Origin of the sequence: Streptomyces sp. NPDC058326 (assembly GCF_042879855.1) — a bacterium.
GTDB lineage: Bacteria > Actinomycetota > Actinomycetes > Streptomycetales > Streptomycetaceae > Streptomyces.
Genome location: NZ_JBHVZO010000027.1, coordinates 21,267 through 33,320 on the forward strand (window position 1 = coordinate 21,267; position 12,054 = coordinate 33,320).

At 74.0% G+C, this 12,054-nt stretch carries 10 protein-coding genes; 7 read left to right on the forward strand and 3 right to left on the reverse strand.

Annotation, left to right across the window (positions count from 1 at the left end):
* Positions 1–34 precede the first annotated feature (34 nt).
* Positions 35–1,702, reverse strand: coding sequence for an FAD-dependent monooxygenase (locus ACFVYX_RS33135; protein ID WP_389685188.1), 1,668 nt, complete (start codon positions 1,700–1,702; stop codon positions 35–37).
* Positions 1,703–1,896: 194 nt separating this feature from the next.
* Between ACFVYX_RS33135 and ACFVYX_RS33140 the strand changes: the two genes are divergently transcribed.
* Entirely contained in the window at positions 1,897–2,271 is a 375-nt protein-coding gene (locus tag ACFVYX_RS33140; RefSeq protein ID WP_389685189.1) for a hypothetical protein, read from the forward strand.
* 97 nt (positions 2,272–2,368) lie between these two features.
* Here ACFVYX_RS33140 and ACFVYX_RS33145 read toward each other — a convergent pair whose 3' ends face one another.
* Positions 2,369–3,733 carry a carboxyl transferase domain-containing protein gene (locus tag ACFVYX_RS33145; protein WP_389685190.1) on the reverse strand — a complete coding sequence of 455 codons (1,365 nt, stop codon included), beginning with the start codon at positions 3,731–3,733 and terminating at the stop codon, positions 2,369–2,371.
* Positions 3,734–3,996: 263 nt separating this feature from the next.
* Positions 3,997–4,455: a Crp/Fnr family transcriptional regulator gene (locus tag ACFVYX_RS33150; protein ID WP_389685191.1), complete on the reverse strand. Its 459-nt coding sequence runs from the start codon at positions 4,453–4,455 to the stop codon at positions 3,997–3,999.
* 229 nt (positions 4,456–4,684) lie between these two features.
* On the opposite strand from ACFVYX_RS33150, the gene ACFVYX_RS33155 reads away from it, so the two are divergent.
* The 6 genes from ACFVYX_RS33155 (at position 4,685) to ACFVYX_RS33180 (ending at position 11,821) form a co-directional block, all read left to right on the forward strand.
* Positions 4,685–5,440: an amino acid ABC transporter ATP-binding protein gene (locus ACFVYX_RS33155; RefSeq protein WP_389685192.1), complete on the forward strand. Its 756-nt coding sequence runs from the start codon at positions 4,685–4,687 to the stop codon at positions 5,438–5,440.
* A gap of 65 nt (positions 5,441–5,505) precedes the next feature.
* Complete coding sequence (locus ACFVYX_RS33160) at positions 5,506–6,354, forward strand: glutamate ABC transporter substrate-binding protein (protein WP_389685193.1); 849 nt, start codon at positions 5,506–5,508, stop codon at positions 6,352–6,354.
* 10 nt (positions 6,355–6,364) lie between these two features.
* A complete protein-coding gene (locus ACFVYX_RS33165) occupies positions 6,365–7,030 on the forward strand; it encodes an amino acid ABC transporter permease (RefSeq protein WP_389685194.1) in 666 nt (221 codons plus the stop codon).
* Positions 7,027–7,950: an amino acid ABC transporter permease gene (locus ACFVYX_RS33170; RefSeq protein WP_389685195.1), complete on the forward strand. Its 924-nt coding sequence runs from the start codon at positions 7,027–7,029 to the stop codon at positions 7,948–7,950. The genes ACFVYX_RS33165 and ACFVYX_RS33170 overlap by 4 nt, the downstream gene beginning before the upstream one ends.
* 60 nt (positions 7,951–8,010) lie before the next feature.
* A complete protein-coding gene (locus ACFVYX_RS33175; RefSeq protein WP_389685196.1) occupies positions 8,011–9,600 on the forward strand; it encodes a molybdopterin-dependent oxidoreductase in 1,590 nt (529 codons plus the stop codon).
* A gap of 88 nt (positions 9,601–9,688) precedes the next feature.
* Positions 9,689–11,821, forward strand: coding sequence for an ATP-binding protein (locus ACFVYX_RS33180; RefSeq protein WP_389685197.1), 2,133 nt, complete (start codon positions 9,689–9,691; stop codon positions 11,819–11,821).
* The last annotated feature ends 233 nt before the right edge of the window (positions 11,822–12,054 follow it).

Below are 12,054 nucleotides of genomic sequence, written 5' to 3' on the forward strand. Positions count from 1 at the left end.
CGGCGGGCAGGCCCCGGACTCCTGGCCTCCCGGATCAGGCCGGGCGGGCGGACAGCGCCCTGAGGTAGCCGGACAGGGCCGCCGTGGTGCCGCCGAGCGGGAACCGGGCGGCGAGCTGCCCGTCAGGGCGTACGACGAAGCCGGCGGCGCCGTCGGGGGCGTACAGCCGGTCGAACTCCCCGTCGGCGTCCCGGTACGCGGGAACGCCGGCGGGCGGGGGAGCCGCGGGGCCCCCGGCTCCCCGGGGCAGTACCGCGAGGACGGTCAGGGGCCGGAGCGGATCGCCCCAGGCCCGCCTCGCGTCCGCCGCCGCCCCCGCCAGGGCGGCGGCATCGGCCCCGAACAGCAGGACGACGTGCCCCGGGCGTCCGCGCAGGACATCGAGGAGGCGCAGCGGCTGGGCGGCGATCGGCGTCGTGAGGCCGGTGCAGTCCGGCGCCCGGTCGCCGGGCTGCGGCGCGTCGAGCGGGCCGTACGGGACACCGGAGAGCGGACCCTCCCGGTAGCCGACGAGGAGCTGGGCCTCCCGGAGGATCAGGGTCCGCCGGTCGTCGGGATCGCTCTCGAAGCCCCGCGTGGCATGCCGGACGGTGCGGCCCACGACCTCCTCGCCCACCGGACGGCGCTCGGCGTCGTAGCTGCCGAGCAGAGCGGACCCGGCCTCGCCGCGCACCACGAGCGCGAGCTTCCAGGCCAGGTTGACGGCGTCCTGGACACCGGTGTTCATGCCCTGCGCGCCGGTGGGCGGATGGATGTGCGCCGCGTCGCCCGCGACGAACACCCGCCCCGCCCCGTAGCGGCCGGCGATGCGGTGGCTGATGCGGAAGACCGACGACCAGCGAAGCCCCGAGAGACGGACGGGGCGCGGAGCCAGCCGGTCGACGACGGCCTGGAGACGGGACAGATCCGGGCCGTCCCCGCCCGCGAGACCGTGCTCGACGCCGTCCGGCGCCTCCCCGGTCCGGGCCGGGGCGGCCAGATCGGGAGGGACCCGCATCGACATCCGGTAGCGGCCCGCTCCCGGCAGCGGGATGCAGACCAGCACGTCATCGGTCGACCCGTCGTCGGCCCGGTGCTCCGAGCGGAGGGCGTACCCGGGGGGCACGTCCCAGTCGGTCTCGGCCACGACATCGCCCAGCATGTACGCCTCGGGGAACGCGCCGCCCTCGAACGGCAGACCCAGCGTCTTGCGCACGACACTGTGCGCGCCGTCGCAGCCGACGAGATAGCGGACCCGAAGCTCCTCGGCGGCCCCCGACGCGGTGCGCAGGCGCGCGGTCACGCCGTCCGGGTCCTGGTCGAACCCCAGCAGCTCGGTGCCGCGTTCGATGACCGTGCCGCGGCCGGCGGCGTACTCCTCCAGGAGACGTTCGGTCTCGTACTGCGGCAGCGCGGCGAATCCGTACGGCACCTCGGGGGGCAGCTCCAGGTCGAGCCGCGCCACCTCCCGGCCGTTCACGTACGTCAGTTGGCCGCGCATCGGGACGGCGGCCTCCAGGACGGCACGCACCAGACCCATCCGGTCCCACAGCTCCAGGGTGCGCGGCTGGATCCCGACCGCCTTCGCGTACGGCAGCCGGGCCGGCAACCGGTCCACGAGGCGGCAGCGCACCCCGTGGCGGCGGAGCTCCCCGGCCGCGCTCAGACCGACAGGGCCCGCGCCCACGATCAGGACATCGGTGGTGGTGCCGGTGCGCGCCACGGGCGCCTCCCGTCCTCGTCGGCCTCCGGCCGGGTCCCGCCTTCCATGGTCGCCCGCGGCGGTACGTTCGGCCAGCCGTGCGATCGGCGCCGCGTCCGCACGCCCGGCCGCGCGCGCAGGCGGGTCGGGACCGGCTTCCGTCGTGCCCGTGCCCGTACGGAACCGGAGAAGGGCGCCCGGCGTCCCTCCCGGGCATGAGCGAGAACCTGTCACACCCGGAGGACGACGGCGCTGACGACGACCGGGCGCAGAGCGCCGTCGGCTGTCTGCTCGCCGTCACCGGGATCGTCGTCGCCGGGTTGTTCGCGCTGCCCCGGGCCTCGTTCAGCATCGAAGGCGGATTCGAGGCGCATGCCCGGGACTGGAGCGTCATCCTCGTCGACGTCCCGCTGATCCTCCTCGCGGGCGCCCTCGTCCCGCCCTTGACCTGGGCGGCGGCGTCACACCGCCTCCGCCCGTGGGCGGCGCTGCTCGTCTGCGTCGCCGTCGCCGGGCTCGGCCTCTGGGGCATCGCGGCCGTGTGGCACCCCCGGCAGGCACCCGACCCGGGTTACGGGCCCGGCATCTGACGGCGCCTCGCCGGGAGGTACCGCGCCGGACGGCACCGCCTCGGGCGGTGACCCCGGCACCCCGGCGACCCCGCCGGAGCGTCATGGACGCCCCGGGTCACGCCACCGCGTCACCGGTCCCACGGCTCTCCACGACACCTCGGGCGATGCCGAGGTCGACGAGGTCCTGGGGGCGGAGGCGCAGGTCGTCCGCCGTCGCGGCGGCGTCCTCCGGCGGCCGTTTCAGGATGGACGCGGCGGCCTCCGGGGCGATGACCGAGAAGTAACTGTCGGGCGTGGCCCAGAGGTTGCCGGGGGCGGCGAGGGCGAGCGCGCCGCCCGAGCCGCCCTCGCCGATGAGGAGGGACGTGACGGGGACGCGCGCGGAGGCGACGGCGGCGAACAGGTCGGCGATCGCGGGGCCCGCGCCCGCGTGTTCCGCCGCCGGGTCGTTGGCCGCCCCCGGCGTGTCGATGAGGGTGAGGACCGGGATCCCCAGCCGCTCGGCGAGCCGCACCAGCCGGGCGGCCGTACGGAAGCCGGCCGGGCGGGTCGCCGTACCGCACTGCGCGGCGTAGGCGACGGTACGGCCGTCGGCGAGCCGGCCGAAGCCGCACCGCATCCCCGGGTCGACGCCTCCGCAGCGGTCGCCGGAGAGCTCCTCCCGTACGGGGACGTACGCGTCGAGGTAGGCGGCGGCCCGGGGCCGCTCGGGGTGCCGGGCGCGCGCCACGGCCTCCCGGCCGCTCGTGGCGGGCGGCATGCCCGGGGCGACGAGCGCCCACGGCGGCGGCACGGGGCCCTCGGCCGGGCGGGTGAGCAGCGAGAGCCAGCGGCCCAGGGTGTCGCGCAGCGCGGCGGGAGACACGACCGCGTCGATGTGCCCGTGGGCGAGCTGCGCCTCGGCGGTGTACGCGAGGGGGTCGGCGTCCGGCGGGCGGACGCGGGAGCCGGCGAAGCCGACCTGGGCGCCGGGCAGCGCGAGGACCACATCGGACCCGGCGCCGAGCGTGGCCCAGCCGCCGCCCGTCGTCGGATTCCGCAGGACGGCGATCTGCGGCAGACCGGCGGCCCGGGTCAGCTCCGACTCGCGGGCCAGCAACTGGAGTTGGAGGAGGGCCCGCATGCCCTCGTGCATACGGCTGCCGCCCGTGGCGGGCAGGACGACCACGGGCAGTCGCCGTGCGCGGGCCAGCGCGTGGGCCGCGGCGGCGCGTGCCCCCGTCCGCTCCCCGAGGGAACCGCCGAGGAAGCCGAACTCGAACGAGATCAGCACCACGGGCACGCCGCCGACCACGCCCGTTCCGCAGACCACCGATTCGGTCTCCCCGGTACGGGCGGAGGCGCGCGCGTGAGCCGCCGAGTAGCCGGGCCAGCCGATCGGCCCGTCGTCGGCCAACGGCCCTTCGGTGAAGGGGAGTTCGGTGAAGTCGCCGCCGGTGACGAGGGTGATCGCCTCGCGTGCCGTCGTCGGTTCGCTCATGGAGTGGCCTCGCAGCTCGTCGCCGGAGCGGGGGAGGGGCGGCCGGGACAGGTGTGCCGCCCGGTGCGTGCGCCCTCCACCGTACCGCCCTGCCGTGTGCCACCACCGGCCGCCCACCACCGCCACCCGGCAACCGGCCGGCGTCTCCACCACGAACGGGTCCGACCGGCGGGCGACGGCCCGCCGCCACGGCTCCGTCGGCGAGTTCGGCCGAGCCCACCCCCGGCCCCCGCCGTATCCCGCCCCGAGGGGCGAGGCGCGGCTCACGCCAGGATGCCGCTCCCGTGCGGCGCGTACAGGTCCAGGAGCCGGACCCGGGTCACATGGAGGCGATGGGCGAGGATCGAACCCACCCAGAACGTGACCGAGGCGCCGAACTCCGTGTCCGAGCGGCACATCGAGCGGACGGCCGGGGCGTTGAACTCGTACGCCCGTACCGGAGTCATCGCCTCGGCCCCCGACTGGCACAGATACGGCGGGAACAGCCACGACAGACCGACCAGCTCTCCGTGGCGCAGTGTCTCGATCACGGGCGCCCCGCGGCCCGGCACCTTCGCGTCGAGCGTCACCGCGCCCGTCTTCACGATCCAGAACCGGTCGGCGTGCTGCTGCTCCTCGAACAGCCGGTGACCGGAATCGAAGTACACGTCCTCGGCGAAGGCCATCAGGCGCTCCCGGTGCTCCGGCGGCAACGTGCTGACCTTGGGTGCGGCACTGCTCATGGCGGACCCTCCTCGCGCGCTCGGCTCCACCCCCAGTGTCCGCCAGCCCGACCCGGCGCGCGCCCGCTCCCGGCCGTACGCTCCCGCAGGTCACGCGGGCGCCCCGGTCACCCACCGGTACGTACCCTCACCCTCCGCGCACCCCGTCTCCGGAGTGCGGCGCGGGGACGGAGGGCGGAGCATGAACGTGAGGAGAGCGGCAAGCGGGGGCGTGAGCCAGGAGGGTGCCATGCCCGTCCCGGAAGGCGGCGACACACTCGTCGAGCTGCGTGGCGTCGACAAGCATTTCGGCACCCTGCACGTCCTGCAGTCCATCGACCTGACGATCCACCGCGGCGAGGTCGTGGTCGTCATCGGGCCGTCGGGCTCGGGGAAGTCGACGCTCTGCCGTGCGATCAACCGTCTGGAGACCATCGACAACGGCGAGATCGTCGTCGACGGGCGCCCCCTGCCCGCCGAGGGACGGGAACTCGCGGCCCTGCGGGCCGACGTCGGCATGGTCTTCCAGTCCTTCAACCTCTTCGCGCACAAGACGGTGCTCGACAACGTCACCCTGGGCCTGATCAAGGTCCGCAAGAAGGACCGGAAGGAGGCCGAGAAGCGTGCCCGCGCGCTCCTCGACCGCGTCGGCGTCGCCTCGCAGGCGGAGAAGTACCCGGCGCAGCTCTCCGGCGGCCAGCAGCAGCGCGTGGCGATCGCCCGCGCCCTCGCCATGGATCCGAAGGTGATGCTCTTCGACGAGCCGACGTCCGCGCTCGACCCCGAGATGATCAACGAGGTCCTCGAGGTCATGCGGCAACTCGCCCGGGACGGCATGACGATGGTGGTGGTCACCCATGAGATGGGCTTCGCCCGGTCGGCCGCCAACCGGGTCGTCTTCATGGCCGACGGCCGGATCGTCGAGGAGACGACCCCGGACGAGTTCTTCAACAACCCGCGCAGCGACCGTGCCAGGGACTTCCTGTCCAAGATCCTCCACCACTGAGCCGCGGCGCCCACCGAGCCACGGCCGCCGTCCGACCAGCAGCCCCAGGGGTGATCCTCATGATCATGAACCCGATCAGGACCGGCAGGGCCGCCGTGGCCGTCGCCGCGGCCGTCGTCCTCTCCGTCACCTCCGCAGGATTCGCGAACGGAGCGGCCGGCGGGGTGCCACGCGACCACGGCGGAGACAAGATCACCGTCGGCATCAAGTTCGACCAGCCGGGCATCGGCCTGAAGACACCCGACGGCACCTACACCGGCTTCGACGTCGACGTGGCGACGTACATCGCCAAGGAACTCGGCCACGACCCGTCCGACATCGTGTGGAAGGAGGCCAAGAGCGCGGACCGGGAGACGCTGCTCCAGCGCGGTGACGTGGACTTCATCGCGGCCTCGTACTCGATCAACGACGAGCGGGCCGAGAAGGTCGACTTCGCCGGCCCCTACCTCCTCGCCCACCAGGACGTGCTGATCCGCGCCGACGACGACTCCATCAAGAAGCCGTCCGACCTGAACAACAAGAAGCTCTGCTCGGTCACCGGCTCGACGTCCGCGCAGAACGTCAAGGACGACATCGCCCCCGACGCCCAACTCCAGGAGTACGGCGGTTACTCCGAGTGCCTGACCGGACTCGAGAACGGTGTCATCGACGCCCTCACCACCGACGACTCCATCCTCGCGGGCTACGCCTCACAGAGCCAGTTCAAGGGCAAGTTCAAGCTCGGCGGCTTCAAGATGAGCAACGAGAACTACGGCATCGGCGTCCAGAAGGGCAGCGACCTCAAGGGCAGGATCAACACGGCCCTGGAGAAGATGGTCGACGACGGCTCCTGGGAGGCGGCGGTGAAGAAGAACTTCGGCCCCGCCGGCTACCGGAGCGAACCCGCTCCGAAGATCGGCGTCGTCGTCGAGTGAGTGGGTCGTCGTGTTCGACTTCCTGCAGGGGTACGACCTGCTCGGAGCCTTCTGGGTGACGGTGCAGCTCACCGTCTACTCGGCGATCGGCTCCCTCGTCTGGGGGACGCTCCTGGCCGCCATGCGCGTCAGCCCCGTCCCCCTCATGCGGGGCTTCGGCACCGTCTACGTCAACGTCGTCCGCAACATCCCCCTCACCGTCATCATCGTCTTCACCTCGCTCGGCCTCTTCCAGACCCTCGGCGTCAGCATGGGCGCCGACCGCTTCACCACCATCAACTTCCGGCTCGCCGTCCTCGGCCTCACCGCGTACACCAGCGCCTTCGTCTGCGAGGCGATCCGCTCCGGCATCAACACCGTCCCCCTCGGCCAGGTCGAGGCCGCCCGCGCCATCGGGCTCGGCTTCCCCCAGGTCCTGCGCCTGATCGTGCTCCCGCAGGCCTTCCGCTCGGTCGTGGGGCCCCTGGCCAACGTCCTCATCGCCCTCACCAAGAACACCACGGTGGCCGCCGCCATCGGTGTCGCCGAAGCCGCCCTCCTCATGCGCGAGATGATCGAGAACGAGGCCCAGCTCATCCTCATCTCCGCGATCTTCGCGGTCGGCTTCATCTGCCTCACCCTCCCCACCGGCCTCATCCTCGGCTGGGTGGCCAAGAAGGTGGCGGTGAAACGGTGAAGACCCGGCCCACCGTCCTCTACGACGTCCCCGGACCCCGGGCCCGCCGGCGCAACCTCCTGTGGACCCTCGTCTTCCTGGTCGCGCTCGCCGCCGTGGTGTGGTGGGTCGTGGTGAGCCTCGCCGACAAGAACCAGCTCGAATGGGCCAAGTGGGAGCCCTTCTTCACCGACGCACGCGTCTGGGAGACATACGTCCTGCCCGCCCTGAAGAACACCGTCATCGCCGCCGCGCTCGCCATGGTGATCGCCCTCCCCCTCGGCGCCCTCCTCGGCATCCTCCGGCTCTCCGACCACCGTGCCGTACGCGCCGGGGCCGGCACCGTCGTCGAGCTCTTCCGGGCCATCCCCGTCCTGATCCTGATGCTCTTCGCCAACGCCGCCTACTCCGAGTTCACCGACATCAGCCCCGACACCCGCCCCCTGTACGCCGTCGTCACCGGACTCGTCCTCTACAACGCCTCCGTCCTCGCCGAGGTCGTCCGCGCCGGCATCCTCGCCCTCCCCGCGGGCCAGACCGACGCGGCGAAGGCCATCGGCATGCGCAAGGGCCAGACCATGACGCACGTGCTCCTCCCGCAGTCGGTCACCGCCATGCTGCCCGCGCTCGTCAGCCAGCTTGTCGTCATCGTCAAGGACACCGCGCTGGGCGGCGCGATGCTCGGCTTCTCCGAACTCCTCGCCTCCGTCCGCCCGCTCAGTGCCAACTACGGCGCCAACACGATCGCCTGCTTCACCGTCGTCGCCGTGATCTTCGTCGTCCTCAACTTCGCGCTCACCACCTTCGCCTCCTGGCTCGAAGGGCGGCTGCGGCGCGGCAAGAAGTCCACGGGCGCGGTCGTCGGAGCCGGGGCGGTCGAAGAACTCGCGACCCCCGGCGAGCACCTGGACGGCCACGGCACACCGCCCGGCACCCGCTGAGGCTGCGCCGCCCGGGTGACAGCACCCATCCAGGCGCCGGCGCGTGCCGAAGTACCCACCATGAGAACCACCAGGACCGCACGGGACACCACACCCGAGCCCACCCGTACCGACCGTCTCCTCGCCGCACTCGGCGGCCTCGTCGCCGCGTACGTCTCGCTCGCCGTCGCGGACCTCGTCGCCTCCCGCGTACGACCCGAGGCGGGCCCCGTCCTCGCCATCGGAGACGCCGTGGTGGACCGGACCCCGGCGGCCCTCAAGGACTGGGCGATCCGCACCTTCGGCGAGGCGGACAAGGCCGTCCTCCTGCTGGGCATCCTCGCCGTCCTGGCGGTCATCGCCCTCGGGATCGGACTGCTCGCGCTCCGCCACCGGCTGCTCGGTGCCGCGGCCGTGGGCGTCTTCGGTCTCCTCGGCGCCCTCGGCGCCGTCTCCCGCCCCGACTCGGACTCCGCCCTCGACGCCGTGCCCTCCCTCGTCGGAGCCACCGCCGGAGCGGCCCTCCTGTACGTCCTCACCGGCCTCCTCCGCGCTCCGAGAGCCGGAGGCGCTCGTACGGACCGGCGGCGCTTCCTGATCGTCGCCGCCTCCACCGGACTCGCCGCGACCGGCGCCGCCGCCCTCGGCCGGACGGTCGCCTCGCCTGCCGAGGAGGACGCCGTCGCCTCCCGCGCGGCCGTACGCCTGCCCCGCCCCGACTCCCCGGCACCGCCCGTCCCCGCCGGAGCGCAGCTCGGGGTCCCCGGCATCAGCCCCTTCGTCACCCCCAACCGCGACTTCTACCGCGTCGACACCGCGCTCGTCGTCCCCAAGGTCGACGCCGGCCGCTGGCGGCTGCGGCTGCGCGGCAGCGGCGTACGCGAGGAACTCACCCTCACCCTCGGGGACCTCATGGCCCGCAGGACCGTGGAGCGCGACATCACCCTCGCCTGCGTCTCCAACGAGGTCGGCGGCCCCTACGTCGGCAACGCCCGCTGGCTGGGCGTCTCCCTCGCGGACCTGCTCCGCGAGGCCGGCGTACGCCCGCCGTCCGAAGGCGGGCCCGCCGACCAGCTCGTCGCCCGCTCCGTCGACGGCATGACGATCGGCACCCCGGTCGAGGAGATCATGGACGGCCGTGACGCCCTCCTCGCCTTCGGGATGAACGGCGAACCCCTGCCCTTCACCCACGGCTTCCCCGTCCGCATGATCGTCCCCGGCCTCTACGGGTACGTCTCCGCCTGCAAGTGGATCGAAGCGATCGAGCTCACCACCTTCGACGCCTACGACGCCTACTGGGTCCCGCGCGGCTGGGCCGCCCGGGCACCCGTGAAGACGCAGTCGCGCATCGACACCCCCCGCCCCTTCGGCCGCCCCGCGGCCGGCACCGTCATGGTCGCCGGGGTCGCCTGGGCACAGCACCGGGGCATCCGCCGCGTCGAGGTGCGGATCGACGAGGGCCCCTGGCAGGACGCCCGGCTCGCCGCCGAGGACAGCCGCGACACCTGGCGCCAGTGGACGTACCCCTGGACGGCCACCCCCGGCCGGCACACCCTCACCGTCCGCGCCACCGACGCCACCGGCACCACCCAGCCCGAACGGCGCACCGGCACCATGCCCGACGGGGCGCAGGGGTGGCACTCGGTCGTCGTCACGGTCGAAGGCCCGTGACGACCGTCCCGGGGCGGGCGGCGCGTGGCGGCCGCCGTGGACCGAGGGCGCGTAACGAAGCCGCACCGTACGCCCGTTCGCGGTCCTCATGAGGGAGACTGCTCCCGTGCGTGGACATCTGCCGGACGAGAACCCCGGTTTCGTGGGACGCCGCACGGAACTGGAGCGCCTCTCCACCGCCTTGGCGGAGCACCGCCTCGTCACCGTGACCGGCGTCGGGGGAGTCGGAAAGACCCGGCTCGCGCTGCGCGCCGCGCACCGCGCCGCCGACCGCCACCCGGACGGCGCCTGGTGGACCGACCTCACCCCGCTCGACGGCGACCGGCTCCTGGTCGCACTCGTCGCCGACTCCGTCGACCTGTCCGACCACACACCGGGCATGGCGACCACCGGCCTCTGCCGCCGGCTAGCCGACGACCGGCTGCTGCTCGTCCTCGACTCCTGTGAGCACCTGGCCGAACCCTGCGCCCGGCTCGTCACCGAACTCCTCGCCGCGGCCCCCGGACTCACCGTCCTCGCCACGAGCCGGTCCCCCCTCGGCGTCGAAGGGGAGCACGTCGTCGCCCTCGACCCGCTGCCGCCCACCGGACGCGACGCCCTGGAACTGCTGCGGCGGGCCGCCGGGGAGGACTTCCCCGCCGCCGGTCCCGCCGGCGAGATCTGCGTACGCCTCGAAGGCATCCCGCTCGCCCTGGAACTGGCCGCCGCGCAGATCCGCCTCCGGGGCGCCGAAGCCGTCAGGGACCAGCTCGGCACCCGCTTCGACGCCCCGCCGGGCGACCGCTTCGACCTGCTCGTCCACCCCGAGCGGGTGTGGCCGAGCCGCCACCGGACCCTCCGCGCCGCCATCGGCTGGAGCCACGAGCTGAGCGCACCCCTCGAACGGCTCCTCTGGGCCCGCCTCTCCGTCTTCCGCGGCCCCTTCGACCTCGCGTCGGCGACCGCCGTCTGCGGCGGAGGCCCGCTGAACCGGGCGACGCTCCCGGACGCGCTCGCCGGGCTCGTCCGCGCCTCCGTGGTCCGCCCGCGGGACGCCGGCGGCCGGCACCGGATGCTCGACACGATCCGCGCGTACGGGGCGACCTGGCTGGACCGGACCGGCGAGACCGGCACCGTCGCCGACCGGCACGCCGCCCACTTCCGGGGCCTGGCGCGCCGGGCGGAGACCGCGTGGCACGGCGCCCGCCAGCTGCGCTGGTACCGGACGGCCGACACCCACCACACCGACCTGCGCACCGCCCTGGACCGGCTGCTGCGCACCGACCCCGACGCCGCCCTCGACCTTGTCGGCTCCGTCGCCTTCGCCTGGTCCTGCCGGGGCCGCCTGCGCGAGGCCCGCGACGGTCTCGAACAGGCCCTGCTCCTCAGCGAGGCCCGCGGTCGCGTCCGGGCCCGCGCCCTGTGGGCGCTCGGCGTCACCCTCGTCCTCCAGGGCGAGTCCGGCCCCGCCCAGGAGGTCAGCGAGCGCTGCGCCCGCGAGGCGCGGTACGCGGAGCGCACCGAGGACATCTCCGCGTACGGCTCGCCGCGCACAGGGCACGCCGGACGCCCCGGCGACCTGACCCTCGACGCCGCTGCCCTCGCCGGGCTCCTCGCCCTGACCACCGGCCGCCCGATGGCCGCGTACGTCGTCGTGGACCACGTCCTCGCCGCCGTCGAGGGCGGCCCCGCCGACTCCGCCGCCCGGCTCCGCTGCCACCTCGTACGGGTCTTCGCCCTCACCGGCCTCGGCCGGCTCGCCGAGGCCCGCGAGCGGGCGCTCGCCCTGCGCGCCCTCTGCGAGGAACTCGACGAGCACTGGACCCGGACGGCCCTGGAGTACCAGCTGGCCCTCACCGGTCTCCTGGAGGGCGACCCGGTCACCGCCGCGGGCCACGCGCGCGCCATGCTCGAAGGCACCCGGGGGCTCGGCGCGAGCCTCGGCGTGGCCCTCGGACTCGACGTCCTCGCCACGGCCCTCGCGGCCGCCGGTGACGGCGAGCGAGCCGCCGACGTCTCCGGCACCGGGGAGGCCTACTGGCGCTCGACGGGCCAGCCCCGGCGCGGCCTGCCCGGGCTGCGCGCCCTGCGCGAGAAGTACACGGACACGGTCCGCGCGACGATCGGCGAGCCGGCGTACGAGGAGATCTTCGTCCGCGCCCTCACCGGCCCCCCGCAGGACGGCCTCGACCGGGCACTGCGCGACTTCCGGCGGCCTCAGGGGAACAGGACACGCCCCTGAGCGGGCCCCGCGTACGACATGCCCGGCCGCGGGGCCCGGCGCACCATGGGGGCATGGCTCCGCCATGCCTCCTTCCTCCGCCTTGCGATGCACGGCACCGGACGCCGCTCCCTGCTCCGGCCTGATCGACAGGACACCCCTAGGCCGTGTCCGTAAAGTTGGTGGCTCGTTGCTCTGTTCGTGGTGCGTCGACATGAACTGACGGATGAGTCGTGGGCGTTGATCGCTCCGTT

What these genes read in the sequence shown, in the direction of transcription:
- ACFVYX_RS33140 (WP_389685189.1), top strand. Translation starts at nt 1,897, where the DNA reads ATGAGCGAGAACCTGTCACACCCGGAGGACGACGGCGCTGACGACGAC.
- ACFVYX_RS33145 (WP_389685190.1), bottom strand. Translation starts at nt 3,733, where the DNA reads ATGAGCGAACCGACGACGGCACGCGAGGCGATCACCCTCGTCACCGGC.
- ACFVYX_RS33150 (WP_389685191.1), bottom strand. Translation starts at nt 4,455, where the DNA reads ATGAGCAGTGCCGCACCCAAGGTCAGCACGTTGCCGCCGGAGCACCGG.
- ACFVYX_RS33155 (WP_389685192.1), top strand. Translation starts at nt 4,685, where the DNA reads ATGCCCGTCCCGGAAGGCGGCGACACACTCGTCGAGCTGCGTGGCGTC.
- ACFVYX_RS33160 (WP_389685193.1), top strand. Translation starts at nt 5,506, where the DNA reads ATGAACCCGATCAGGACCGGCAGGGCCGCCGTGGCCGTCGCCGCGGCC.
- ACFVYX_RS33175 (WP_389685196.1), top strand. Translation starts at nt 8,011, where the DNA reads ATGAGAACCACCAGGACCGCACGGGACACCACACCCGAGCCCACCCGT.
- ACFVYX_RS33180 (WP_389685197.1), top strand. Translation starts at nt 9,689, where the DNA reads ATGAGGGAGACTGCTCCCGTGCGTGGACATCTGCCGGACGAGAACCCC.